At 43.3% G+C, this 25,341-nt stretch carries 17 protein-coding genes; 8 read left to right on the plus strand and 9 right to left on the minus strand.

Annotation, left to right across the window (positions count from 1 at the left end):
* The first annotated feature begins 68 nt into the window (after positions 1 to 68).
* The gene (locus BLS28_RS26200) at positions 69 to 2,711 is read left to right on the plus strand and encodes a zinc-dependent metalloprotease (RefSeq protein ID WP_091174753.1); all 2,643 of its coding nucleotides are present in this window, start codon (positions 69 to 71) and stop codon (positions 2,709 to 2,711) included.
* 135 nt (positions 2,712 to 2,846) lie between these two features.
* On the opposite strand, the gene BLS28_RS26205 is transcribed toward BLS28_RS26200, so the two are convergent.
* Positions 2,847 to 3,119: a hypothetical protein gene (locus BLS28_RS26205; RefSeq protein WP_091174755.1), complete on the minus strand. Its 273-nt coding sequence runs from the start codon at positions 3,117 to 3,119 to the stop codon at positions 2,847 to 2,849.
* A 437-nt stretch (positions 3,120 to 3,556) separates the two neighbouring features.
* Between BLS28_RS26205 and BLS28_RS26210 the strand changes: the two genes are divergently transcribed.
* Positions 3,557 to 6,511 carry an outer membrane beta-barrel protein gene (locus BLS28_RS26210; protein WP_091174758.1) on the plus strand — a complete coding sequence of 985 codons (2,955 nt, stop codon included), beginning with the start codon at positions 3,557 to 3,559 and terminating at the stop codon, positions 6,509 to 6,511.
* A 154-nt stretch (positions 6,512 to 6,665) separates the two neighbouring features.
* On the opposite strand, the gene BLS28_RS26215 is transcribed toward BLS28_RS26210, so the two are convergent.
* Both BLS28_RS26215 and BLS28_RS26220 read right to left on the minus strand, forming a co-directional pair.
* A complete protein-coding gene (locus BLS28_RS26215; RefSeq protein WP_091174761.1) occupies positions 6,666 to 8,180 on the minus strand; it encodes a PA14 domain-containing protein in 1,515 nt (504 codons plus the stop codon).
* 183 nt (positions 8,181 to 8,363) lie between these two features.
* Positions 8,364 to 11,060 carry an outer membrane beta-barrel protein gene (locus BLS28_RS26220; protein WP_091174763.1) on the minus strand — a complete coding sequence of 899 codons (2,697 nt, stop codon included), beginning with the start codon at positions 11,058 to 11,060 and terminating at the stop codon, positions 8,364 to 8,366.
* A gap of 508 nt (positions 11,061 to 11,568) precedes the next feature.
* Here BLS28_RS26220 and BLS28_RS26225 point away from each other — a divergent pair.
* The 5 genes from BLS28_RS26225 to BLS28_RS26245 all read left to right on the plus strand — a co-directional run bounded on the left by BLS28_RS26225 (position 11,569) and on the right by BLS28_RS26245 (position 15,452).
* Positions 11,569 to 11,976 (plus strand): hypothetical protein, encoded by a 408-nt coding sequence (locus BLS28_RS26225; RefSeq protein WP_091174765.1) that lies wholly within the window; start codon positions 11,569 to 11,571, stop codon positions 11,974 to 11,976.
* Positions 11,977 to 12,097: 121 nt separating this feature from the next.
* Positions 12,098 to 13,636 (plus strand): YifB family Mg chelatase-like AAA ATPase, encoded by a 1,539-nt coding sequence (locus tag BLS28_RS26230; protein ID WP_090532677.1) that lies wholly within the window; start codon positions 12,098 to 12,100, stop codon positions 13,634 to 13,636.
* A 123-nt stretch (positions 13,637 to 13,759) separates the two neighbouring features.
* Entirely contained in the window at positions 13,760 to 14,014 is a 255-nt protein-coding gene (locus tag BLS28_RS26235) for a hypothetical protein (protein ID WP_143020881.1), read from the plus strand.
* A 512-nt stretch (positions 14,015 to 14,526) separates the two neighbouring features.
* On the plus strand, positions 14,527 to 14,832 hold the full coding sequence (locus BLS28_RS26240; protein ID WP_091174770.1) for a transposase: 306 nt from the start codon (positions 14,527 to 14,529) through the stop codon (positions 14,830 to 14,832).
* Positions 14,833 to 15,011: 179 nt separating this feature from the next.
* The gene (locus BLS28_RS26245) at positions 15,012 to 15,452 is read left to right on the plus strand and encodes a hypothetical protein (RefSeq protein ID WP_091174772.1); all 441 of its coding nucleotides are present in this window, start codon (positions 15,012 to 15,014) and stop codon (positions 15,450 to 15,452) included.
* 625 nt (positions 15,453 to 16,077) lie between these two features.
* On the opposite strand, the gene BLS28_RS26250 is transcribed toward BLS28_RS26245, so the two are convergent.
* Positions 16,078 to 17,838 carry a cellulase family glycosylhydrolase gene (locus tag BLS28_RS26250; protein WP_256337541.1) on the minus strand — a complete coding sequence of 587 codons (1,761 nt, stop codon included), beginning with the start codon at positions 17,836 to 17,838 and terminating at the stop codon, positions 16,078 to 16,080.
* 66 nt (positions 17,839 to 17,904) lie between these two features.
* Positions 17,905 to 19,308, minus strand: a complete 1,404-nt coding sequence (locus BLS28_RS26255; protein ID WP_091174776.1) for a glycoside hydrolase family 30 protein — start codon at positions 19,306 to 19,308, stop codon at positions 17,905 to 17,907.
* Positions 19,309 to 19,582: 274 nt separating this feature from the next.
* Between BLS28_RS26255 and BLS28_RS26260 the strand changes: the two genes are divergently transcribed.
* Positions 19,583 to 19,954 carry a response regulator gene (locus BLS28_RS26260; protein WP_090532688.1) on the plus strand — a complete coding sequence of 124 codons (372 nt, stop codon included), beginning with the start codon at positions 19,583 to 19,585 and terminating at the stop codon, positions 19,952 to 19,954.
* 310 nt (positions 19,955 to 20,264) lie between these two features.
* Here the strand turns inward: BLS28_RS26260 and BLS28_RS26265 are convergent, their stop codons facing one another.
* The 4 genes from BLS28_RS26265 to ffh all read right to left on the minus strand — a co-directional run bounded on the left by BLS28_RS26265 (position 20,265) and on the right by ffh (position 25,260).
* Complete coding sequence (locus BLS28_RS26265; protein WP_091174780.1) at positions 20,265 to 21,845, minus strand: M1 family metallopeptidase; 1,581 nt, start codon at positions 21,843 to 21,845, stop codon at positions 20,265 to 20,267.
* 97 nt (positions 21,846 to 21,942) lie between these two features.
* Positions 21,943 to 22,866, minus strand: a complete 924-nt coding sequence (locus BLS28_RS26270) for a hypothetical protein (RefSeq protein ID WP_091174783.1) — start codon at positions 22,864 to 22,866, stop codon at positions 21,943 to 21,945.
* Positions 22,867 to 22,945: 79 nt separating this feature from the next.
* Complete coding sequence (locus BLS28_RS26275; RefSeq protein WP_091174786.1) at positions 22,946 to 23,689, minus strand: hypothetical protein; 744 nt, start codon at positions 23,687 to 23,689, stop codon at positions 22,946 to 22,948.
* A gap of 242 nt (positions 23,690 to 23,931) precedes the next feature.
* Positions 23,932 to 25,260, minus strand: coding sequence for a signal recognition particle protein (gene ffh, locus BLS28_RS26280; protein WP_090532696.1), 1,329 nt, complete (start codon positions 25,258 to 25,260; stop codon positions 23,932 to 23,934).
* Positions 25,261 to 25,341: the final 81 nt, after the last annotated feature.

The following is a 25,341-nucleotide window of genomic DNA, read 5'->3' on the forward strand; positions in this document are numbered from 1 at the left end:
TAAAACACTTTGCAGCTAAAAAAAACCTGTTTTTTATATAAGTTTACGGTTTAAACTATTTTTAATAAATGAAAAAACATCCGTTGCCGGGTATTTATTTACGCGGCTCAGTATTGGCACTTGCGGTTTTGGCGGGCTCTTGCGCTGCCAGGAAGCAAGCTGCAAACCCAAGCCTTACCCTAAAAACCATTACCACACCAGGCGGAACCGTTGCGACAGCAACAACCGGAACCCCCAAAAAGGAAGGTATTAAAAAGTTTAGCGACCTTATTCCCGCTAAAACAAAGGCTGATAGCGGCCTTTTTAATACTTATAAAGTTGATGGCAAATATTACTACGAAATACCCGATTCATTAATTAACCGCGAAATGCTGGTGGTTACCCGTTTTGTAAAAACACCGGGCGGCCTCAAAACATTTGGCCAGCAATATGGCGGCGAAGAAATTAACAACCAGGTTTGGAAATGGGAAAAGCACGATAAGCAGGTATTTATCCGGGTGCCCAGCTATTCGTTACGTGCCGATAGCACCAGCGATATGTACCAATCGGTTAAAAACTCAAACCTTGATGCTATACTGGCCTCCTTTGAGGTAAAAGCCTTTAACAAAGACACTACCGGCGTTTTAATTGATGTTACAGATTTTTACAATGGCGATATTGCCGCTATTGGTTTATCTGATGATATCAAAAAGGCTTATAAAACCATGGGGGTTGATAACTCTCGTTCCTATATCGACACCATTAAAAGCTTCCCGATAAATATTGAGGCGCGCACACTAAAAACCTACCGCGCCGGCGAGTCGCCAACTGACAACAGTAATGCAGCCATTACATTTGAGTTGAACACCTCCATGCTTTTACTGCCCAAAGTCCCGATGAAAGCCCGGATTATGGACCCGCGCGTGGGCTTTTTTGGCCAGCGCCAAACAGATTATGGCACCAATGCTCAAAAAGCCTTAGTAACAGCCTATATTCACCGCTGGAGGTTAGAGCCTAAAGACCCCATTGCTTATGCCAAAGGCGAGCTGGTTGAACCCAAAAAGCAAATTGTGTTTTATATTGATCCGGCTACACCTAAAAAGTGGGTAACTTATTTAATACAGGGCGTAAACGACTGGCAAAAAGCGTTTGAAGCTGCCGGTTTTAAAAATGCCATAACCGCTAAAGAAGCCCCAACGGCAAAACAGGACCCACAATTTAGCACCGAAGATGCCCGCTACAGCGTGATCAGGTATTTTGCATCGGATGTAGAAAACGCTTATGGCCCCCACGTGGCCGATCCGCGCAGCGGCGAGATCCTGGAAAGCCATGTTGGCTGGTACCACAACGTGATGCAGCTATTGCGCGATTGGTACCTGATCCAAACAGCAGCGGTAAACCCCAAAGCCCGCCACGCACAATTTGCTGACGATCAAATGGGCGAGCTGATCCGTTTCGTATCATCGCATGAAGTTGGTCATACTTTAGGTTTGCCACACAACTTTGGCTCAAGCTACGCTTACCCTGTTGATTCACTACGCTCAAAAACCTTCACCGATACACATGGTACCGCACCTTCCATTATGGATTATGCCCGCTTTAACTACATAGCCCAACCCGGCGATGGCGTTACGCACCTGTATCCGCAAATTGGCGAGTACGATAACTGGGCGATAAAATGGGGTTATACCTGGTTCGCGGGCAATAAAACGCCGGAGCAGGAAAAGGAAACATTAGCCGTGTGGACCAACAAGAATGCCGGCAACCCGGTTTATTATTTCGGCCGCCAGGGCACCACTATCGATCCCCGCCTGCAAAATGAAGATTTGGGTGATAATGCCATGAAGGCCAGCGCCTATGGTATTGCCAACCTGAAACGGATTTTGCCAAACCTCGAAAAATGGTCGTACAAAAAAGATGAGGACTATGCCGATCTTAATGAATTATATAATGAAGTTTTAGGTCAGTATTACCGTTACATGGGGCATGTTACCACCAACATTGGCGGCATGAACGAAAACTTTAAAACATATGATCAAAAAGGTGCGGTTTATGATTTTGTGAACAAAGAACGCCAGCGCGAAGCCGCTTTGTTTTTAAACCAGCAATTATACACAACCCCGTTATGGCTAATTAACAAAGCCGAATTGGCTAAGTTTGATAACGGTGTTATGATAAACCGTATTAAAGCCATGCAGGTTTCATTGCTAGGCAATGAGTTAAACCCTTCAAGGCTGGCGCGGATGTATGACAATGAGGCCAAAAACGGCGCTAATGCCTATACCGTTGCGCAGTTATTAACCGATTTACATACAGGCATATTCGGCACAACCAAACCCGACGGCTATCAGCGCAACCTGCAAAGGGGCTATATCGAAAACCTGAAGAACCTGTTAAATACAGATGCAAGCTTCGCGTTCCCTGGTGTATCAAGTGCGCAGCTGGCAAGCTGGGGCTTTACTCCAATCAACATCGCATTGTCTGACATCAGGCCCATGGTACGTGCCGAATTAAAGAAAATTGATACCGGCCTGCCAAAAGGCGGCGATGCAATAACCGCAGCTCATTATGCCGACCTTCACCTCAGGATAAAGGAAGCCCTTAATCCAACAAGGCCGGTTGTAAATATTGCAGGGGGAATGATTAGGGGTATAAACACCCCCAACCAGGATATACTGAATGAAAAAACAGGAAGTATGAACTGCTGGCCACGCACCAATGTTGAAAACTAATCTGGCACACCCCTTAAAAATCCTTCTTAAAATCCTGCCCTATTTGTAGGGTGGGATTTTTATTTTATGGATTTATTTAAACAAAACGCTGATGACTTAAAACAATTATAAGGCAGGGTGTGAAAAGCCCTTTGCCTATTTAAGCTGGCTTATATTTTCAAAGAAAGCAACCTGCAAATCAAGCAGCGACTTCACGTTTATTTTTTCGCCGTAAGCATCAAAACATAAAAATTTTGTTAACTCGGGCCTGTTTTTCTTCGATTTTTCGAAAAAATTAAAGGTTTCAAAAAAATAATGGTTGGTTGTAACATGGCTTTTACTATTTGTTTGCGATGTATTCAGCCTAAAACCGATCGTATCGATCCATTTGTGCACTTTTGAATGCAGCGAGTTTCCAATATTGTTCATAGGTTAATGTTTGGTTTAAGTATAACGAAATTTCATGCCACAATGTTACTATCATATAAATTCATTTTAAACAATAGTTTATTTCTTGTGTGGATTATTAACGCATCAATAGCATTATTTGGTATTTGCTGCAACAAATATTGAAACTAATTATTCACATATTCGTAATAAACCTAAAAACATCCAAACGTAGCTCATTGAGCACTCCCCGCCGCTTATAATTGACTGACTGATCTTTATAACAACCACAAGGCCGGAGACCCCGGCCTTTTTTGCGTAATAATTTGTAACAATAATATGATTGATAAGCAATTACAGGCCTAATGTGTAACAATAATATATTGATTAGGCTTTTAGCAAATTTTAAGTTGAACATTTGCAGTTCAATTGCGTCTATATACACACAAAAACAATAATTGCACGCCGAAAAAACGTTTATGAAACCCCTATTTCTTATTTTAAGTTTTACCCTGTTATTTGCCTTTGGTTCCAACGCTCAAACGGGGCGGGAGGTAAAGGGAACTGTCGTTGATTCCACTAAGCTTTCCTTACCCGGAAGTAGCGTTAAGCTGGTTTCAAATGCCGGTGATAGCACCATCGCTATTGCCGATGCAGCCGGTAAGTTTTCGTTCCCGGTAGTAAAGGGCAACAAACTAACCCTTACCATTTCGTCAATCGGTTTCACCGCAATAAAAAAACATTACTCGCTTGATGCCGGGAGCCAACCGGTTGACCTTGGCCCGATAGTTTTAAAAACCGAAACCAATATGCTTAACCAGGTTACCATCGTAGGTGTTAACCCGGTGATATTAAAAGAGGATACTACCGAATATAAAGTAAGCGCATATCCTGTACGCGAAAATGCTCCTGTTGAAGACGTGTTAAAGAAACTGCCCGGCGTTGATGTAGATAAAGACGGCAACGTAACCGCACAGGGCAAATCGGTGACCAAAGTAAGGGTTAACGGAAAGGATTTTTTTGGGGGTGATGTTAAAACAGCAACCAAGAACCTGCCTGCCGATGTGGTTGAAAGTATCCAGGTAATTGACGACTACGGCGACCAGGCTAACCTTACCGGCATCAAAACCGGCGAACCGGACAAGATCCTGAACATCACCATTCGTAAAGACAAAAACCACGGTTATTTTGGGCAGGCTACTGCCGGCGATGGCGAAGATTTTTTACCCAAAGCCCCGGGCATAACCAATGCCAACCGCTATATAGGCGATCTGAAATTTTTTAACTTCAATAATGAACAGCAGATAGCCGTATTGGGAACTATTAACAATACCAACGTAAATACATTTACCTATGGCAGCGCCACCGGAGGTGGGGGAGGTGGTTTCGGGGGAGGCGGTGGCGGCAGGGGCAATGCATTGCGTGGCTCAAGCAGCTCAACAACCAGCGCAAACGGCATCACCAACGCGCACGCCATTGGTGCCAACTTCCGCGATCAGTGGGGTAAAACACTCTCTGTTTACGGAAGTTACAGCTATACTGATAATACTACCAACACCATTAGCTCATCTATCCAAACCAACAACGTTCAGTCACCAAGTATAAGTACGCAAAAAAGCGATCAAACAGATAATCCTATTAACCATCGTTTTAATTTTAACCTCGAGTGGAAACCCGATACCATTAATTACTTAAAAGTTGTACCGAACTTCACCTACTCGAGCACTAATACTAATGCTAATGAATCCGTATCATCAACTATCGGCGGAATAACCAACTCGTCATACACCTCATTGTCGCACAGCGATGGCACAACGCCAGGCTACGGTATTAACGCCTTGTATAATCACCGCTTTAACGGGCATGGCCGCAACCTGAGCATTAACATCAGCGCTAATACGTCAAAAACATCGCAGTTCGATAATCCAACTTATGATTATGCCGATGGCGCACCCCGCCAGGCGCCTGCCAATCAGCAAACTTATACCGATAGCCGCGTAACCAGCTTTGGTACAAACATCTCGTATCTGGAGCCAATAAGTAAAAGGGGGTATTTGGAGCTTAATTATGCATTTAACCGCTCAAACACCACAAGCGACAGGGAAACCGATACGCTCAGTACCGCCAATACATATGACCATTACGACAGGTTGAGCAATAACTATAAATACAATTTTACCACCAACCGCGTTGGCCTGAACTATCGCTTTATCGAAAAGAAATACAACGTTACTTTGGGTATTGGCGTACAACCGGCCGCATTAAACGGCCTCAATCTTAAAAACGATTCGGCTACGCACGTAACCACGTTTAACGTGATCCCAACCGCTCGTTTCAGCTATAATTTTTCGAGGGGAAAAGCTTTAAACTTCCTGTATAACGGATCAAGCAACCAGCCTACATTTAGCCAGTTGCAGCCCGTTATTGATTTCACAAACGCGCTTTACCCGGTACAGGGTAACCCTAACCTGAAGCCGGAACTTGCCAATAACTTTTCATTGAGATATAATAATTTCAGTTTCCAAACCGGCAATATTTTCTTTACCAATTTCAACTTTACCGCAACACAAAATAAAATAGTACAAAACACTATTTCTTATCCCCGCAAATTTAGTAAGGCGGTGTTAGCAGCAGATCCATCGTTAAAAAGCTTTGAGGGCACCAATCTTACCAACTATTTAAATGCGGATGGTTACTATTCGGGCACTGCTAACGTGGTATACGCCAAGCCGTGGGCCCAGCGTAAGTTTACCCTGCAATTTAATAGCGCCTTGACTTACACCAATGGTGTGGCATTCTCAAACAGCATCGATAGTAATAATGTTGCCGCATCAGCTGCTCCATTAAAAAACATAGCCAAAAACCTCAACTTTACCCCCGGTTTAAAATTCAGGGTAAATATTGTTGATGTTATTGATGCAGAGGCAAGCAGCAGCTATGGCATCAATAAAACAACCAACTCTATCCATAGTACGCTTATTGATGGCAGCTCAAACTTCCGCACGTTAAATTTAGGGCTGGCCGGCAAAAATTATTTCTGGAAAGACTGGACGCTGAGCTATGATTTTACCCGTACTGTAAATTATGGATATGACCCAAGTCTTGGTATTAAAAACCCTAACATTCTGAATACTTACGTTGAACGCCGCTTTTTGAAAGATCACCGCGCAACTATTCGCTTGGCAGCATATGATCTTTTCAACCAAAACACAGGTTATACATCGGTTGTAAATGGCAATATAACTACGCAATCTACCGTAAACAGGCTTGGGCGTTACTACTTGCTAACATTCACACTTCGTTTACAAAAATTTGCAGGCAAGGCCCCGGATCAGCAACCCGGCCAGCGCAGGTTTAACCGCGATGGCGGAGGTCCGGGTGGACCCGGCGGCGGGCCAGGAGGAGGTGGCCCGGGCGGTCCTGGTTCTTTCTAAGGGATAGTATTTTTGTAGCGACGCATAATTGCGTCTTCCGCAGGACAAGCGATTTCAATAGCGTCTTAGCTACCGTAAATTGCAGGCTGGAGACGCAATTATGCGTATCTACATTCAAAACTGTCGTTTTTAAACGGCCTCTACTGTAAGCAACCTATCTGGGCCCGTACTGCAATGCGTAGGGAATTGGCGAGATCTTCTTTTTGGCGATATTATCGGGGGTTACGTACACCAAATCAAGCTTACGGCCACCTTCTTTTTGAAAGTATTCTATCCGAAGGGGATAAAATCCCTTTTTTAGAGGAGCAATGTATGACCGTTGTATATCGGCATCGTGCAAACCATCAAGGTCAATGATTAGCTTGTCATTCAGGTATACTTTGCAGCCATCATCTGATCCCAATCCAAAAATATAATAACCGTCTTGTTTAACTTCAAATTGCCCAACCATCACTACGCCGAAATTGTTTTGGCGGGGGAGTTTATTGATATCAAAAGTGCTATCGGCCGTGCCCTCTTTAACCGGTTTTAGCGCCTTAAAGTCGGGCAGTTTATCCCACTGACCTTCATAATAGGCGTAATGAAAACCGCCGGGCTTGTAGTTTTTCCTGAGTGGTTTTGCGGGCAGGTAAGTGCCCTCCCTGAAATCGCCGCTGGTGCTCTTGTCAAATTTAGGACGGCTGGCAATCTGTCTCAAGGTAACTTTTGCAGGGCCGGATAGTTCTATTTCGGGTTTTGCAAACGGCGATGTAACCAATGGCTGCGAGCCATCGAATGTATAATGCACTTTTGTGGTATCATTAAAATACCAGATTTTTATGGGCTTATTCTTTAACACAATCCCGCCGGAGGGGTGAAACTCAAGTGGCTTACCGCCGTAGTCGTTATAGGCAAACCTCAGCCCATCATAAAAGTTTTTTAGCCGTACAGTGCCATGCGATTCGGCGGGGTAAGCTTTTACCACCCATTCAAAACCTGCCGGCGCACCTTTTTTCAGCAGGCTGTCCATGGCATTAATCTTCATTTCCTTCATGCCCCGTCCTTCCCGGCCGCCTATGTAAAGCGCTTTCTCCTTACCTGCAAGCGAAGGCAGCTTCTCTTTAACCTGCTTAAGCATCACTCCATTATCCCACCAATAACTTGGATCACCGGCAATATAATTGCTGAAGAGCTGCGGCTCGTTCAGTAAAGCATAAGTAACAAACACACCGCCGAAAGAGTGGCCGAAAAGGGTATTATCACCATCAGAAGGATAGGTTTTATCAATATAAGGAATCAGCTCCTCTTTAAAAAACTTTAGAAATTTGTCAGCCCCGCCCGATGTTTTATTTCCGTTATTATGGGTGGGCAAAAAATCTCTATCACGGTCAACATTCAGTAGCCCGACAATTATCATTGGCGGCATGGTGTGTTCATCAAAAATAAAATGCTGGATATCGCGCCCTAATTTTATATTCCAGTCGTCAATGATGTACAATACATCATATTTGGTTGCCGAACCGGCTTTATAGCCATCGGGCAATATTACCTGGATAACCCGTTTCTCATTTAATATAACCGAATTGATGGAATCGCGTTTACCGGGCAGGTCCTGCGCCGCAGCGCGTCCTGACAAGCTAAATATTAATGCGATGGTAAAGGATAGAAAAAGGTAGGTCCTGTTCTTCATAATGAGGGAGGTTTGATTACAGGTAAGACTATGCCTTGATAAAGATAGTTACAACACGCCGGCAAAAAACAGCGAATGGCTCTTTTTACATAGCTAAAAGCAGAATGCACAAAGCCTAAATCTTAATTCACTGATTATTAGATGCTATACAGCTTAACACAGTTCCTTTAATTTTTCCGACATTTATTTAGTGCTTAGCTTATTGAACTTAACACTGTAAGTAATCAGGAAATATCGCTTCAATGTATTGTTTTGCACATCGTTAACCGAATTGGTGTTAATGTAACGGTACACGCTCACGTTTTGATTAAAGAGATCATAAACGGAAAGTTTAAGTTCTCCCCGATCTTTTTTTAGCATTTGCAGGGCCAGGGACGAGCTCACTACGTCAACTCCTTTTTTAAAGCCTGCCGCAACCTGGCTGTTATAATTAAAATCCTGCCTGGTTTCCCAGATGATTTTTTTAGGGAACCTTACCACCAGGCTGTTGCTTATATTGTAGGTAGCTACCCTGATACTCCTGAAATCGTCATAATGATATTTGGAGTTCGATTGGTTAAAACCAACGGCGGTATTCAGGTCAATCACATCTTTCCAGTTAACATTAATATTTTCACGCAATCCATATGCAACAGTATTTTGCCAGCCTTCCACATTATTCAGCAAATTAAGGTTTTGGTAATAGTTGCCGTAAAAATTAGCTGATGTGCCGAGCTGCCAGTCTTTTATCTTTTTAAACCCTTTAGAGACACCAACTGAAAAATTATAGCTCGGCCTGCCATCGCGGTTAACGGTAGTACTATTTTGCACCCCGTCTGAGCGAATGGTTTGCTGTGAAATTGCCATGTTTTTTTGCGAAGAAATGTTGCCGTACGAGTAAATACCCAGCTGACTGTTATTAAAGTATTTGAAAAAATTAAAGTAATAGGTATTGCTTATGCCAGGCCTCAAATTTGGATTACCTGTATAGCTGTACAACGGGCTATAAACAATAGTAATAGGCTGCAGGTTTGATACCCCCGGCTGGTTAACACGGCGCTCGTAACTCAAAAATATTCCATAAGCTTCGATACGAATTGTTGGCAACAGGAAAAAATAATTTTGAACAAGCCTGCTGGTCGCGAAATTGTTATTGATCTGCTGCCATTGGGTGTTAAGCCCGGCGATGATTTGTGTGTTTTTATTGAGCTGATAAGTGATCCCCGGTTTAATATTCTCGGTCCACAGATCACGTTTAAGGTCGGAGCTTTGATTAGTGAGCAGCGAATCAAAGCCGCCTGTTTTACGGTCGAAGGTAAAAACCTGGTCGCTGGTTTTATTATATATGCCCGATGTGATAACATCAACAATAAGCTTTTTGGTTAGCGGGTATCGGTAACTAAAATCGAGATTGCCCGAAGCATTGTTTGATGTGCGGGTAGATAACCTATGCAAGCTATCTGATAATTCCGGGCGTTGATAATTAACCACATCATTATTATTGAAATTGTTATTGTGGTTAGGATTAATGCTCAGGTTATGCGAGATAGTGAACGACTCCTTGCTTTTGTTCTTAGATCGTTTATGAAAATAAAAGCTTTGGTTAAATTGCGTTGAATGCCCGTCGCCCACAGAGCCTGATACCGATTTATTCACTGGCATATCAAAATTATTTGAAGTATTGCCCAACGACGAGGAGCTGCTATTATTAGAATTATAACTTAATGATGGATTATAGCGCAGGTTCCGGATAGTATCAGGCTTCCACTCCACAAGTCCGCTTATAGTGTGCGTATGATTGTTTGCATACCTGCTGCTTGAAGCACGGGTTAACAGCGTTGTATCTTTCAGAAATTGCTGCTGAAAATTGGCTGATTCAATTTTGTTGTTCCGCTGTGTATAAAAATATTGCAGGTTAAGCTTTAGCTTTTCGCCATAGTTTTGGTTAAGGTTAAACCCTCCGGACGTAATTTTTTCAATGCCGCCGCCCCAGTTTCGGCCACCATTAAAGGATGTGTTACCCCCGCTGCGGTCAAAACCACCCTCGGCATTAAGCTCATCGCGAGAGAACGCGGTATGATTTAGGTTATTGCTTAACCCAATAAGGCTTACCTGCAAAGTATCCCGAAACATATTGAACAATCCACCGGCCTCGTACCTGTCGCGCGAACCCAGACCTCCGAATACCTTGCCGAAAACGCTTTTCTTAATGGCCTTTTTAAGTTTGATGTTAATGATCTTCTGTACCTGGGTTTCACTTACCAAATGATCGGGGTCATTCTCCCGGTCGTCATAAACCTGAACCTGCGCAACAATGGCCGCATCCAAATTTTTGGTGGCGATCTTAGGGTCCGAACCAAAAAACTGCTTGCCATCAATCAACAGTTTGCTTACCTGTTTCCCGTTAACGGTAATGGTTCCGTCGCCATCTATTTGTACGCCGGGAAGCTTTTTAAGCAATTCTTCAACGGCGGCATTGGGGCGGGTTTTGAAAGCGGCAGCATCAAATTCAATGGTATCTTTTTTTACTTTTACTGGCACCCGCTCTGCACGTACCACCACTTCCTTAAGCATTTTACTGCTGAGTGTAACGTTGCCCAAATCAATTATATCGCCTTTTTTAAAATTAAAATTATGGATATAGTTTTGATACCCGGCATAGGAAATAACCAGGCGTACCTGTTTATCAACCGGTAGGCGCTGTAATTCAAAATCCCCGTTCTTTTTACTGAGGGTATAAGCTATCAGAGAGGTATCTTTCAGGTCGACAACGGCAACAGTACTCAACTCAAGAGCTTGCGTATTCAGGGAATCGGTGACCTTCCCTTTTATTGTGGCCTTTTGGGCAAAGGCCCCGGAAAACAGGCATAACAGTATCAATGAAAAAAAGATGGTTTTCATCCAGGTTTAGGTGCAGACAGGTAAGGTTAATTAATAAATTGTGTTATAGGTGATGTAGGGCCGTGGTAATTAGGAAACTTAAATCATGAGGTAGTTATAGGGTTTAGATGTCAGCATGTTGGTTAATTAACGTTTAAAGCATAACACTACTCCCCCTTGCTTAACCACTACATCCATAACCCCGTAGGCAGCATTATATGCTATAAATGTGCTCTAATAACATGAAAGCAGCGTTAATATTGCCTGATATGCTACAAAAAGGGGAGATATTTAGGTATTGTAACATTGATTTTACCAAAGTGCCCTTTTTCCCGATGCCATGCAGAATAAAATTATTCCTTTCTCCGCGTTGTTTTTTTGCGATATAAACATCAAACCAAATAAAGAAATATAAACGCGATAAAAATCAAACATGGCCGCAATAAAATTTTGCCAATCCCGTTTTTAAACTAATATTGTGCAAGTAATATTATTTTGTACCGAATTAATTACCTAAAACCATAACATTATGAAAGCAGCAGAAACCTACAAATCCATTTATGTAACGTTTTACAGGTGGAATGTTAAAAACTTTGGTCACGGCGGATTGCCAAAAGCCAACGCCCTTTTTGGAGCAAGCTTTTTGATGATCATTTTGCTGGCCATTTTAGTAAGTGTTGCACAGTTATTTTTAACCGCCGGCTGGTTTCAGTTAAGTCCGGTATCCGGCTTAATGATATTACTGGGTGCCACAGGCGCGTTTGTGCTTAATTATTTTGTATTGCTGAACAGCCGCTACTTTAAAAAGGTGAATGCCGCGTTTGCACGCATCAGCAAACACAATCCCAATACGTGGTCAATAATGCTGATGGTTTGTGTGGTTGTTTCCTGCACCATGCTGCTGGTTGTTTGCCAGGCCGGAACATTTTTAAGATGAGATTAAACAATGTGATTATAAGAAGGCCCGCCGGTACCGGCGGGTTTTTTGTTTTATATAGTCCCGCTTTATCACTTCATCAAAATTCTATATCTTTCGCTTCAATTAAACTTTTATCACTGTGTTGGTTAAAACTTTTGGAAGCGCGGTTTATGGGATACAGGCTATTACCATAACAGTTGAGGTGAATATTGCATCGGGCACAAAATATTTCATTGTGGGCCTGCCCGATGTGGCTGTAAAAGAAAGTTATTTCAGGATAGAATCGGCGTTAAAAAACTGCGGTTTCAGGATGCCCCGCCAGCAGGTAGTGGTTAATATGGCCCCGGCCGATATCAAAAAAGAGGGTTCTTCCTATGATCTTACTATCGCCACTGGCGTATTAGCCGCATCCGGCCAGATAGAACCTGAAACCCTTGATAAATTCATCATCATGGGCGAGCTTTCGCTTGATGGAAGCCTCCAGCCAATAAAAGGCGCTTTGCCCATAGCCATACAAGCCCGTAAAGATGGCTTTAAAGGTTTTATTCTCCCTAAACAAAACGCTCGTGAAGCAGCCATTGTTAACGACCTTGAAGTTTACGGCGTTGAAAGCATTAAAGACGTAGTGGGCTTTTTCAACGGCACATCCGAACTTAAGCCCGAAATAGTAAACACCCGCGAAGAATTTTACGACAGCCTCTGCAATTACGACAGCGATTTCAGCGAAGTAAAAGGCCAGGAAAATATTAAGCGCGCCTTAGAGATTGCCGCAGCCGGCGGCCATAACGTGATCCTGATCGGTCCGCCCGGAGCAGGTAAAACCATGCTGGCCCGGAGGCTGCCCTCTATTTTGCCGCCCCTAAGCTTATATGAATCGTTAGAAACCACCAAGATCCATTCGGTGGCAGGCAAACTTGCCGCTGCCGATGCGCTGGTAACCATTCGTCCGTTCAGGAGCCCTCACCATACCATTAGCGATGTAGCTTTGGTAGGAGGGGGAAGCAACCCTGCCCCCGGCGAAATTTCTTTGGCCCATAACGGCGTTTTATTTTTAGATGAACTGCCCGAATTTAAACGCAGCGCGTTGGAGGTAATGCGCCAGCCGTTGGAAGAGCGCCGGGTAACCATATCACGCGCTAAATTTACGGTAGATTATCCCAGCAGCTTCATGTTGGTGGCAAGTATGAACCCCTGCCCATGCGGATATTATAACCATCCCGAAAAAGAATGTATTTGCCCGCCGGGCATGGTGCAAAAATACCTGAGCAAAATTTCCGGCCCGCTGCTGGACAGGATAGACCTGCACGTAGAGGTAACGCCGGTTAACTTCAGCGAACTATCGTCCGACCGCGCTGCCGAAAAAAGCGAACTCATCCGCGAACGGGTGATCAGGGCAAGGGAAATCCAGGTAGAGCGTTTCGGCAACCGTCCCGATCTGCATGCCAACGCACAAATGAGCCCTCAAATGGTTCGCGACCTGTGCAAGATCAACGCGGCCGGCCAAACCCTGCTCAAAAAAGCCATGGAAAAACTTGGCCTATCGGCAAGGGCTTATGACAGGATCCTCAAAGTATCCCGCACTATTGCTGATCTTTCCGGAAGTGAGGAAATTAAGCTGGAGCATTTGGCTGAGGCTATACATTTCAGGAGTTTGGATAGAGAGGGCTGGGCGGGGTAAAGGAGATTTATTATGGGATTCTTTAATATTTTAAAAACGGAAACTACTTGCAGCAACTGTAGTAAGCCCTTTCCTGTTTACATCCAATTTAAGTTTGGTCACACAAGACAACTTGAATATCAATTGGGGGATAAGTTGTACTGGGACGAAGGTGGAAAATGGCGTACCAATGATGTTGGAAGACCAAATTTACCGGCCGTTAATGTGTACGGAAGTTTTGGCCATGAAATATGCCCCAATTGCTCTTATCTTAATGAGGCGGAGTTTGATATAAGGATGGAATTTGATACTATAATCAGTGTTAAGTCGATGACCGATTATAAAAATTATCTTGACTATGAAGAGGGGGATGGATGTTATTACGAAGTGAATGATTAATTAACGTCCTATCGCAAGTATAGAGAGCGACAAAGAGAGTAAAGCCCTCAACAGATTAATGAATACATTTCTCGATTATATTTTTTACAGAACAGCAGAACTCTTCTTCAAAAGGTATGGAAGAAGGGGGTTCGCGGGAATTTCTATTATTTCCGCATCGCAAACATTTGCAATAAGCTCGTCAATCTTAATAATATTTCCTTTCATTACCACCCAGTCAATCAAATACTACTACGGCGCAATTACATACGCTGAAATAATAATTTATGGATCGTTACTATATATAAATCATCGCAAATATTCAGGGAAATATAACAAAATAAGATTTGTGTGGCGTGATGAAGCAGCTGAAGAAAGATTTCGCAAGGGTATTTTAGTATTCATTTCCTTAGTGTTCCCGCTCATATTATATGCAATATTATGTAAGGTTATCCATTAAACCTCACCCTCTGGCGCAAGTATGAAGGGGTGGCAATGTGTGAAAAGGCTACTTATGCCAAATATTAGAAAATATGAGTACCAAATACAAATTTCACGATCAGGATAAATTATACTTTGTAAGCTTTTCTGTTGTGTATTGGATAGAACTTTTCATAAGAAATGAATACAAACAGGTATTGCTTGACAGTTGGAGGCATTGTCAAAAGCATAAGGGTCTTGAAATATATGGATGGTGTATCATGACCAGCCACGTTCACATGATTATTGGAAGCAACAGTAATAAATTGGAGGATATATTGCGTGATATGAAAAAACACACCGCAGCGATATTACGAAGTACAATTGAAAACAATCCTATTGAAAGCCGAAAGGAATGACTTTTATGGATGATGAAACGCGCCGGAACGAAAAATAGCAATAACGAAAAGTTTCAATTATGGCAACAAGACAATCATCCCATTATGCTGTTTAACCATAAAGTATTGCGCCAGTAACAAACTGCTTAAAACAGCGCTGAAAAACTATGGCCTTAAGAAGTTTTTAACATATAAACTACATGACAACCAAACCTTTACTCCTTATCACTATCGCAGCACTAACAATCTTTGTGAGCTCCTGCAAAACCTATTACATGCCTGTTGGGACTTTCCTGGAGCAGGTGCCAACCCTGGAAACGGTGAATTTAAGACAGGTTACCGCCCAGGACCCTCTTGGGCATAAGCATACCTATAGTGTTTATCCTATTGATTCGATTAAATGTTTCGATAAAGACGGAACTTCTTATAAGTTAAAGAACGGGCCATCTATTGAAATACGTTTTACAGATATCAATGGCAAGCGATCAACCTTTTACTTCGACCGCACCTGGGTTATCCAGGATTCTGTTATCGGTGTTCAGTCAAAGATCCTTTCACTGAAAAAAGCAATACCGGTAAGTACGATCAAGACAATTGAAGTACAGGATGGGCGAAAAAAATACAAATACATTAACCAGTAGGCCAATATAAAGCTGGCCCACACAACAGTCGATTCGGAATTTAATCAAAACAATTCATTTGCCGGCGAGGCCGGGGTTGATACCCGGCACGGGCAAATTGGGTTATGCAGCTTAGCAGTTTACCTGCAAAACTTTAAGCCATACAGCCAACTGTACTATTATATTAAATAGCCGGTTAACTTAAAAGAAGCATGGCCCGCGGTTGCTGCCAATTGGAAATTTGTTAACCCTGCCATATACATGATCGCAATGCGTATGATCGCGATACATTTTTTGATGTGATGGCGGGCAATTTACCTGTAGTGGTTGGGTAGTTTCAGTCTTATCAGGCTGACAAACTATCGTAGCTTGTTTTTTCATAACGAATCCCCCTGTTTAGATTATACTGATAATTGGTATAATAAATTTAACTATAAAAGCACTTATTTACAATAGCTTTTATCAGAAAAATAATATTAAAAAAATTACGGCCAACCTCGAAGGTGCAAGCAGCTACTGCCCGCAGGCAAACCCTGCATATTTGCGCCAGCAAAGGAAAAAATCACTTGTGGCATCTTAGATAAATAAACGGCCGGAGCAAATAATATATACTCCGGCTGTTTAAATAAGTATAGCGTACCTGTATTTATTTCCCTTTCCAAAACTGCAGATAATGCAGGTTGTACCCTCCGTTGTTAGCTAATACCTTTATTTTGTTGCTCCCGGCTTTTAAAACAATGTTTTTTACAGCAATAACCTGCCATTTTTTTAGCCCGCCTGTGTTGGGCACTGCCACTTCTTTTGCCTGGGTTATATTATTAACTAAAACAGATAGCTTGGCATCATCGGTGGCGGATGCTACTTTGAGGCTAAGGGAGTATACGCCCGGTATTTTAACCTGTATGGTGTACTGTGTCCATTCGTTGGTTTCAATATGATCTACATAGTAACTTTCATACTTCGTAGAATCTTTGCTGATATCAACGCCGTCGTTCCGGTAAACATGGCCTTTGTTCCCAACACCCGGTTTACCCGAAGTATGATAGTCGGCTGTATCGGTGTCAAAATAAGCAGAGCCATTGCGGCCCAGGTCATAATCAACAGCATTGATCACGGGGCCGTTGCCAATCCTGTTGGCTTTAAAGGGCTTGGTAACGCTTGTATGCGGCTGCCTGAAAATAGCATCGATGACATCATGATGGATAATGGTATTTTCTAATTTAGCATACGTAGCTAGCTCAAGGGTGCCGCTATAAGTATTGCTCTCGTTAGGTTTATTCCTGCCGGTGTTCAGGTACCTCGCCACATCATCATAGTTCAGATTTGAACGGATCTCCATCGGGTTGTTGATGCCCAATTTTTTCAATGGCCATAATGACCAGCCAATGTTATTTTTTTCTAATAAGCCGATAGCTTCAGTAAGCCAGGTATTTGAGTTTTCGCCGGTTTCGCCTAACCATACGGGAATATTATACTGGTCGCGTGTTTTTACGATATGATCAACAGACTTCTGATCGTTAAAATTCCAGTACTTATGAAAGCTCAGCACCATGTTTTTATCCCACTGGGGTAAAATACCGTTATAGTTATTGCCCCAACCGTTGCCCTCAATAATAATAATGTGTTTTTTATCTACCTCGCGAATGGCAGCAGTAATATCAACCATCAGTTTTCTTAGCGGACCGTTTGTTTTTTCCTTCAGTCCGTTTTTATCATTTTGAGGATCGTCAAAACCCCAGTTTGGCTCGTTGATGATATCATAAGCACCTATATAAGGCTCGTTTTTATACCGTTCGGCCAGTTTACGCCAAAGGGCTATGGTTTTTTGTTTATTAGCCTCGCTGTCCCAAAGCGATGGTTTGTCCGGGTCGCGGTCGGAGATGTTGAGGTCGTTGCCTTGTCCGCCGGGGGCGGCATGCAGGTCAAGGATTAGGTACATGTGGTTTGCTTTACACCAGGACAGCAGACCGTCGGTCATTTTAAACCCTTTATCCAGCCAGGTGTTTTTACCGGCAACGGGCTCCTTATCAACCGGCAAGGTGTAAAGGTTATAATGCATTGGCAGGCGGATAGAATTAAATCCCCAGCGTTTCATCGAATCTACATCAATTTTGCGGGTATTATTGGCCAGCCAGGTATCATAAAACTCCTTAGTTTCGGCCGGGCCCATTAGCTCTTCAAACCTTTCGCGAATGCGGTACTGCCGGCTGTCTTTGTTAATGTGCAGCATATAGCCTTCCTGCAGCATCCATCCCCCTAAACCCATCCCTCGCAGCAATACATTCTGCCCCTTTTCATCAACTATTTTTTTGCCTTCGGCTTTTAAAAAGCCTGTTTGCGCATTTCCTTGTAACGAGACAAATAACGCCGGGACCGCGGCCAGCAAAGCCTTAATTCTTGAGCTCACCTTTATATTTTTTATTAACGATGTTAACATGTTGTTGTGCATTTAAATTTTCTAAACCGGTTTATATTACCAGATATACGTTCCAACCGAACCTTTATCAAGTTTAACAGCTAATACTTTTCCCTGGTACTGGATGTTAAAATCCTGCGCGCCATCGCTGGTGTTCGCTACGATAAGTACTTTTTTGCCATCGGGGGTTTTGAAAGCCACATTAGGTAAAGTATCCATATTGTTTGATGCAATACGTACTGAACCCGGACGTACAAATTTGGAAGCATGAGCAATTGAATAATAAGCGATGTTCTTCTTTACTTGGTTTTTATCAATGGTAACGGCGCCCTGGCACATTGGGCAGCCACCCCTGTCGGTGTAGGGCTTATATTCAGGGTCGGCGGCAAGGTTCCATTCCAGTACATTGCGGCTCCAGTTACGGGTTGCGCCAATAATAAGGCTTTTTACCGGCCAGGCAATGTTGATAGTACTTTGATTTTCGGGCTCAACGGTCATCTGCTCGGTAAAGTAAATATTTTTATCAGGATGGGCGTTGTGCACATCGGTAAGGGCCGAGATATCGCCGCCATACAGATGAAAGCCTGAACCATCCACATATTTACGGGCAGCCGGATCGTTCAATATCGAAATAGGGTAGTCAGGCCTGTCGGCATTATGATCGTAAACAATGATCTTTGTTTTGATACCTGCAGCCTTAAACGCTGGGCCAAGGTTGTTTTTGATAAAGTCGGCTTCGTCGGGCGCAACCATCAGCAAGCTGGGGTTATTGCCTGGGTGTAATGGCTCGTTTTGAATGGTGATGGCATCAATATTAATTCCATTGGCCTTCATTGCCTGGATATATTTAACCAGGTAGTTAGCATACACCGGGTAACAATCGGGTTTTAATCTGCCGCCGCGGGTATCATTATTGGTTTTCATCCAGGCCGGCGGCGACCATGGCGAACCCAACACCTTGATTGCCGGATTAATTGCCAGGATCTGTTTCATTACCGGGATCACATCGGTTTTATCCGGTCCAAGGTTAAAATGTTTTAACGTTGGATCTGTCTGGCCTTTGGGCATATCATCATAGGAGAATACTTTGTCGTTCAGATCGGATGCACCAATACTCAGCCTTAAATAACTGATGCCAATATCATTCCCCGTAACCGCAAAAAGATTTTTAAGCAGCGCGGCCCGACTGTCGGCACCCATACGGATGATGTGCATAGCGCTGCCCCCGGTTAATGCAAATCCAAACCCGTCTATCGGCTGGTAATGTTGCTTATCATTAACAGTAATAGTAGTGCCGCCGGCGTTCCCGGTTTTAAAAATAAGCGGCTCCTTTTGCTGCTCAAAAAGTGCCGATCTGTCGGCCCGGGTAAGCCATAAGCTTGCCTTTGTTTGCGCGTTTATTGCAGCAGCCGGGCCAAGCAGCATGGCGCCCAATAAAATCGATTTGATTTGCGTATTCATGAAACAGGATTTACAGGTTTATTTGTTGATAACAGGAATTAATAAGGCTGTTAAAATTGGATAAGTAAAAATATTACTGTTTTTAATAAAACGTAGTAATTAATCGGTTACAAAGTCAATAATTAGATTTTGCAGTGATTAAGAAGTAGTTTACGCATGGAGTTAATTTAAAGCAGGGCGATATAAAGTCTTATTTAAACGGGCAAATTTAATTTTCAATTTAAAACATTTGTTTTTATGAAAAGATTCCTATAAATTCACATACAACTATCCAATGAATACTCCATCTAAAAAAATTGTCATATTTGATGACGACGAGGACATACTTTCTATTTGCAGTTATATTTTGGAGGAACAAGGGTGGGAAGTGCACACATTTAGCGACTGCAATAACATTGTTGAAAAAGTTTCGGGCATCTTGCCTGATGTGATCATGATGGATAACTGGATCCCCGATTCGGGCGGAATCATTGCCACGCAAACCCTCAAAAAAACCGAAGGACTTAAAGAAATACCGGTAATTTACTTTTCGGCAAACAGCGATATCCAGATCCTGGCCAATCATGCCGGCGCCCAAAGCTATTTAGCCAAACCATTTGACCTTGAAGACCTGGAAAAGGTGATCAACAGAGTGATAGCAGCGTAGGTGAGATAAACCCGAGTTGCGGCTTATCGTATATCTGTATTCTTTAATCTTACTAAAATAAATTCAGTTGTCATTTCGACAAACCAAGCGGGTAATGTACGGGCGTGAGGAGAAATCTTATACGCCAGCCCTAAATCAGATGTAGCGGCCCTGCTTGGTGTATAAGATTTCTCTTTCGCCCCGGCGCTCATGGCCCACGTGCTCCATCGAAATGACAATTTTCTTTTTATTTAAAAGAGGGATATAAACGATAGCATTTTTTTAGTCTATAACAAGACAGAAGACACAAAATCCCCCCTTTAAAACGCTTCTATCTTTTTTCCTCAAACGATGCCAGCAGGTTTATATTCGGGTCCACCTTAACATCTGCCGGTTTGGCTTTTACCCGGAAACGGGCTGTTGTCGATTTCTCTTTTACCGGCACGGTTAACAGCTGCCCGTCAACAGACACCTCCAGCGGCAAATTGTAAACATAGGCCTGGTTTTGGGTTACATTTATGGTAATGTAACCATCCTTTTCATTATACTTCCAGCTAACCGCCAAATTTGGGTGCCCGGCGTTGCGTAGCCATTGCGTAAAAAACTGTTTCAGGTCTTTGCCGCTGGTTTGTTCCATTACCCGCCTCAAATCATCAGTATTGGCATTGCTGCCCTGGTATTTTGAATAATAGTTTCTTACCCCTTTCCAAAAAACATCATCGCCCAGTTTGCGCCGCAGCATGTGCAGCACCCAACCGCCTTTTTCGTAACTATTGGCATTAAGCAGCTGCATAAATTTTGTTTTAACAGCGGTATCAACCACGGGCGTTAAACGCTCCTTTTCAAAATCCAGCACTTTTTTACGCTGGCCGATAAGGCGTGTTTTTAAGGTATCGGCCCCGTATTTATTTTCGAGATAAAGATTGGTCATATAAGTAGCAAAGCCTTCACTTAACCAAAGGTGGCCAAAGCTTTTCTCGCTGGCGCCATCGCCAAACCACTGGTGGGCAATTTCATGCGCCATTAGTTCTTCTATATCCGGACTTTTAACCGACTCTTCAAAGTAGAATATGGCACTGGCATTTTCCATACCGCCAAAAATGGTTTTCGACTGCACGTTGGCCAATTTTTCGTAGCTGTAAGGGCCAACATTTTTTATAAAGTAGGGGAGAATGTTTTTAGCTACAGCATAGCTTTTAAACCCCACCTCTTTACTTTCCGGAAAAACATAGGTAAAAACCGGGATTCCGTTAACATCACCGGGGCGGTCAACTGCAAACTCAGCTACGCCTATAACCATTACTTTGGTAGGCAGCGCAACGGCTTCAACCCAATGGGTTAGTTTGAGCTTTCCGTCGAGTTGCTTTTCTTCGGTTTGCAGGCCGTTTGATACCACCTGGTAATGATCGGGCGCGGTTACAATAAAATCAACCGTGGCTTTGTCGGCAATATTATCAACGCAGGGCAGCCAGTTATGGGCCCGGTTAGGCCAGTTATCACCAAAAAAAGTACGGTGTCCGAATGCGTTGGTCGAGATGATCAACCCATCGGCCGGGATGCCGCTGTAACTTATCGTATAATCGCGGGTGTTCCCTTTATAGGCCCGGGTATTGATCTTTAGCTGTTCGCCATCCTGGGTAAACTTTACCGGCTTCCCGTTTTCGGTTACAGCCGATACCAGCATGCCTTTACCCTCAGCATTCTTTTTCACCAGGTCGAGGCTAAACCCTTCCGCGCCGTTCAAAAACCTTATCGAAACCGTGGCCTTTCCCTCTATATTATTATCGGCGTCATTAAGTTTAATATCAAACGTATAATGTTTAACATCAATCTGCGCCCCTGGAACCTGGGCAAATGCCGGCATGGTAAACAGGGCCGGTAACAATAAAAGAACAAAAAATATCCTGCGCATAGCCGTGGTTCAGTTTGTTTTGTACTGCAACAAAGCTAATAAAAACAAGCTGTTATCCGCCTTTCCCGGCTATTTGGTTTATTACATTTTTACATTGCTAAAACGTTACATTAACCCCTGTGGTGAACAAAAAGTAAAGTCCGTTCATTTTGGTGTTTTTTACATAATCAACCTGGTTAAATGGCTTGATGAGGTACGGCGTAAAGAGGATTTGCCACTTGTTAATAGTATAGGTTAAAGGCAACGATCCGCTGAAAGCAAGCAGCTTATATTGCCTTACCTCGCGCTGGTTTTGCTGCGTTACCGTTTGCGTTATGATAGTTTGCTTTGGCTGACTGGGAAACAGGATATTAATAGGTGTTTGCTGCTGGGGCTGCTCTATCGAGCGGGTAACCTGCGATTCGGTATAATAAGTTTGGTAGAAAGATTGTGTACCGGCATAAAGCGTGGCGGTAGGAGTAACTTTTAGCCCGCTTTTTTTATCCACGCCTGTTTTCAGGGCAAAAATTTCTTTTGATAATTCGGCCGTATTAACAACGTCGTTGCTGTTATTTTTATTAAACCTATAGCTGATGCCCGCGGTAAATTTTACAATATCATCCGGATTGGCATACAGCTGCCCGTCAAGCGTGGCATTAAATGAAGAAAGTATAATGGGACTGCTCTTGGTGATGAAATATTTGGTGGCCGATACATTGCCTCCATAATACCGTTTTGCATCAAACGCGAAAACATAGCCCGGTGTAACGCTAAGGCCCTCGGTGCCCGATTTGGAGCCATTAAGATCAAAATAGCCGATAGCACTTACAAAAAAGCCCTGCTTGCTAACTAATGTAACCGAGGGAAGAAGCACCGGGACACTGCTTTCATCGCGCCGGCCGGCATAGGTAAGGTTTGAAAGATATTGCAAACCCGCATTTACAAACAACTCTTTTGTTTTTGCCGCGGTATCAGGTTTTTGCTGGGCATAAACCGCAGGGCTGGTCAAAGCCAGCAGCAGGATAAGTTTAAGTTTTTTCATAGCTAATGTTGAATAAAAAAAGTGCGGATAATCAAAAAGGCCGGTACCGGCCTTTTTGATTTAATGTATGTAAATACTATTACTGTTTGGTAGCGCTCAGTTTGGCTGAACTCTTGCCCGAAGTTTTAACAGTAACGCTTTTCTTTCCCGCCTTTACAGCAGTACTGGAAGCGCTGCTATTTGAGAACCCTGTATTTAGCTTTTTAGAGCCCGCTGCCACGTTACCTGTGCTGTTCAGGTTACCGGACGAGGTAACACTCACATTTTTGCTAACAGCATCGGCGCTATTACCCGCGGCCACTGCAGTTTTACCTGTAGTTGTTGTAGCGCCAGCCCTTAAAGCGGTAGCATTGCTGCTTACTTTTTCGGTAGTGTTAGCAGCAACACCTTCGGTTGTGGTTAATGCTTTTTCGCCTGTTGCTGTTACTCCGGTTGCATTCACAGTACCTGCGGCTGAGGTATTGCTGCTAACACCGGCTTGTGCAGCTGTTGTACCTGCCGTAGCATTTACGGTTGAGGTAACGTTGCTGTTAACATTAGCGGCCTCACTGGTGGCAACGCCTGTTACGGCGTGGTTGGTGGTAGCCTGGGTTTGAGCGGCCGTCCGCGCTGCTACGTTTTGAGCCTGTGTGGCAGCCTGGTTGGTTACGGTTGAGGTTGTGTTAACCGCTTTTTGCGCTATAGATGCAGCATTCACTGTTGGCGTAGCTACCCGCGTAGCTATTTTGGTAGCGGTAGTTGCTCCAAGATTAACCTGGGCCGAACCAACTTTAAAAGCAAATAACGCAGCGGTCAATAAAACGGGTTTAATTAACTTTTTCATGATTAGTTTTTTAGTTATTAATATGTGAGGGAGGGGTAAACTTAAGCCCTCATCTGTTCGCTGTAGTAAATCAAAGTAAGTGCCATTGCACAGTAAATGACATTTTAATGACTTCAATTCGCAAAAGGTGTGAAATTGTGTATAATAAATTATACATATGTTCATTTTGTTCGTCAGCAAAGGAGCAAAAAAACGTCCCTTGTTTTTAGCAAGAGACGTTCTTTTTATAAGTTATACCTACCTTACATTTTAGGCATCCTGCGCATCATGTTGGCCATAGCAGCGGGATTGCTCATTTGCTTCATCACTTTCTTCATATCATCAAACTGCTTCATTAGGCGGTTAACTTCCTGTAAATCGGTGCCCGAACCTTTGGCTATGCGGTTACGGCGGCTTTGATTAATGGTTTCAGGGTTAGCTTTTTCAAACGGGGTCATAGATTGAATAATGGCCTCTATCGCTTTAAACGCATTATCATCAACCTCAACATCCTTCATCATTTTGCCCACGCCCGGTATCATGCCCATCAGATCTTTCATGTTACCCATTTTCTTGATCTGCTGGATCTGGCCGTAAAAGTCGTTAAAGTCGAACTTGTTTTTGCGGATCTTCTTCTGTAGCTCGGCTGCCTCTTTCTCGTCAAACTGCTGCTGGGCGCGTTCAACCAACGACACCACGTCGCCCATGCCCAGGATCCTTGATGCCATACGATCGGGGTGGAAAACGTCAAGCGCTTCCATCTTTTCGCCGGTACCAATAAACTTGATAGGCTTATTAACAACCGATTTGATAGAAAGGGCCGCACCACCGCGGGTGTCACCATCCAGCTTGGTTAATACCACACCAGTAAAATCAAGGCGGTCATTGAACACTTTAGCAGTATTCACAGCATCCTGACCGGTCATGGAGTCAACCACAAACAGGATCTCGTGTGGTTTTACGGCATCTTTTACCTGCTCAATCTCCACCATCATGGCCTCGTCAATAGCCAAACGGCCGGCGGTGTCAATAATCACCACGTTATTCCCGTTCTGCTTAGCCTGGGCTATACCTTCGCGGGCAATAGCAACCGGGTCTTTCGAGTCGCGATTGGCATACACCGGGATACCTATTTGCTGGCCTAAAACCTCCAGCTGATCAATAGCCGCCGGACGGTAAATATCATCAGCAACCAGTAATGGTTTTTTATTGCGTTGTGTTTTTAAGTAATTGGCAAGCTTACCTGTGAAGGTTGTTTTACCAGCACCATTCAAGCCGGCAATAAGGATGATGGTAGGAGTAGCTGGAAAATTCAGATCGGCTGTGGTACCGCCCATCAACGCGGTAAGCTCATCGTTCATGAGCTTGGTAAGCAGCTGGCCTGGCGAAATAGATGTTAATACATTATTACCAAGCGCCTTTTGCCTCACATCATCGGTAAATGCTTTGGCGGTTTTATAATTAACGTCGGCATCAAGAAGGGCCTTGCGAATCTCCTTCATGGTTTCGGCCACGTTTATTTCAGTAATAGTTCCCTGACCCTTCAGGACCTTGAACGCCCTATCGAGTTTATCCGAAAGATTTTCAAACATTATATTAAAAAACTTTAATCTTTTTTATAAGAATGCAAAGGTATGATTTTGAACTATATTAACTTGTCTCATCCCATTGTT

It is taken from the genome of Mucilaginibacter gossypii, assembly GCF_900100945.1.
GTDB lineage: Bacteria > Bacteroidota > Bacteroidia > Sphingobacteriales > Sphingobacteriaceae > Mucilaginibacter > Mucilaginibacter gossypii.